Annotated in this window: 1 protein-coding gene and 1 pseudogene; one reads left to right on the top strand and one right to left on the bottom strand. The window is 57.5% G+C overall.

Annotated features, from left to right (window positions below; all coding sequences use genetic code 11):
* Positions 1–556: 556 nt before the first annotated feature.
* The gene (locus AWB67_RS36770) at positions 557–1,684 is read left to right on the top strand and encodes an MBL fold metallo-hydrolase (RefSeq protein WP_087660733.1); all 1,128 of its coding nucleotides are present in this window, start codon (positions 557–559) and stop codon (positions 1,682–1,684) included.
* 15 nt (positions 1,685–1,699) lie between these two features.
* On the opposite strand, the pseudogene AWB67_RS36765 reads toward AWB67_RS36770, so the two are convergent.
* Positions 1,700–1,926, bottom strand: a pseudogene (locus AWB67_RS36765) (helix-turn-helix domain-containing protein); the annotation flags it as partial.
* Positions 1,927–2,103 lie beyond the last annotated feature (177 nt).

The following is a 2,103-nucleotide window of genomic DNA, read 5'->3' as shown; positions in this document are numbered from 1 at the left end:
AATCGGTGCAGCGTGCGTCACTTTCTGGCCGTTAGCGAGCGGCCAACCGTCCAATCGCCCGGAGATGACCTGGCATCGGGCAACGGGGAATGAAATGGTGGGTCCCGATCCAACCCAGTGGGATCTTGCCGTTGGCATTTTTCGGTTGCTTGACAGGTTTAAAACCGCTCGTGGACCACATCACCCCGTGCGAGCCGCAAGTGTCAGATTCCCTCCAAGCAACCCTCGCAGCAAAGCGCCAGTGTCCCTGCGCAGAGTGCATCACTTAACTAGTTAGCGAGGCGAATTGCCTTTCGCCTACGCGCCGCAGCATTGGCGCCATCCCCGTTGGATAGACCATCGAGGCAGACGGACCAGCGCCAGTGTCACAGTGCAGCAACCATCTGAGTACTGACCCGCTAGTATTTGATGGAGTACTCCTGTAGGGAACGCCGCGTCCATGTTCTCCTGCGGAGTCCGGTGACTGTCATGCAAAGGCCGCCAGCGAGCGTACGGTCGGCGCAAACCGATGGCGCCGAGTCGGAACCGTTCGCTTCGGTTCCAACGGGAGGCAACCATGTCGCAAGATTTTGACGAGTCTCGGGTATCCCGGCGCGATATTTTATGCTCCTGTGGAGCGGCGATGTTCAGCGCTCTCCTCGCCGGTGCGCTTGGGAATATCAAGTCTGCCCGCGCGGCCGCGCTGAACACACCTGTGCCCGAAGTGGATCGCCTTGCGGTACGAGTCGTCACCGATAGCTATCACCTGGCGATCGCACCGAATATGAAGGTGGGGGAGGTGGAGGTCGTGCGCTTCGGTATGCCTCCGGCGGGTAAATCTCTGCTGGAGGAATTCGGATTGGCGATGCACCTCGAATCGAAACGGGGCGATGAGACGCGAAACGTCCTGCTTGATTTTGGATTCACCCCGGAGGCGTTGAACAACAATATCGCCATGCTCGGGATTTCGCCGAGGTCTGTCGATGCATTGATCCTGAGCCACGGCCACTACGACCACTTCGGCGGGTTAGTCGGCTTTCTCAAACAGAACCGGGGAAAACTCCGCGCGAATCTTCCTCTCTACGTAGGTGGCGAAGAGACCTTCTGCACTCGCGAATGGACCGCCGGTAAAGTGGAAGACTTTGGCTACCTCGATCGAAACGCGCTGCTCGGCGCTGGAGTGAAGATCGTCTTCGCGCCAAATCCCTCTGTCGTGGCGGATCACGCTTTCACCGCCGGCACGATTCCGACTACGTCGTTCGAAAAAGTACTGGCGCCGACGCGCATGACGGTCGGCGTCAGAGATGGTATCGGCTGCTATCCCGACAAACTCCCGGCAGAAAAGCAAACGGCGAAAGTCGTGCCCGACGACTTTCAACATGAACTGGCTACCTGCTTCAACGTCAGGAATCGGGGTTTGGTCGTGATTACGTCATGCAGCCATCGCGGTGTCGTGAATTCGGTGAAGCGGGCCGTCGAAGTGTCCGGCATCGACAAGGTGCATGCGGTGATCGGCGGATTCCATCTGGCGCCTCACAAGGCCGATTACGTACAAGAAACCGTTGCGGCCCTGAAAGAAATCAATCCCGATGTCGTTATTCCGATGCATTGCACCGGAGAGACCTCCATCGAGATGATGCGAAAGGAAATGCCCGAGAAATTCGTTCGATCTTACGCGGGCAGTCTTTACATCTTTGGAACATAAGCGTGATGCCCGCTGCGCACCAAGGAACGAACGGACCGGCTCGACCAGCGCCGACAGATGAAACGAATGCTCATACAGCTTTCCGAGATAAAGCAGGCGAGGACCGAGTGAATACAGCCTCGAATCTGACCGCACCACGTAGTTCAGTCGCTCGAGCGAATTCATCAACCGGTACACCGTCATCTTGTGTATGCCGGACAACTGGCAAAGTGTCGCAAGCGAAAGCGCTTCCGTCCCGGCATGAAGCGGGTTAGCAACGACAGCGCTTTCTCTACCGCCACGACTCCCTCGTTTCATTATATCGACCACTCACGATCGTGTTCAATCGGCCTGATCGTTGCGTTCCCGGCATACCGTGAGCGATGGAATGATGGATCATCGAGCCTAGCTCTCGGGTGCGTCGTTGAACGCAGCGGCGG

Source organism: Caballeronia terrestris (assembly GCF_001544515.1).
In the GTDB taxonomy this organism is placed as follows: Bacteria; Pseudomonadota; Gammaproteobacteria; order Burkholderiales; family Burkholderiaceae; genus Caballeronia; species Caballeronia terrestris.
Note: the sequence above shows the minus strand (reverse complement) of the source record. Positions and strands in the feature narration are given on the sequence as shown.

Coding starts and splice junctions, on each gene's coding strand:
- AWB67_RS36770 (WP_087660733.1), top strand. CDS start 557: ATGTCGCAAGATTTTGACGAGTCTCGGGTATCCCGGCGCGATATTTTA.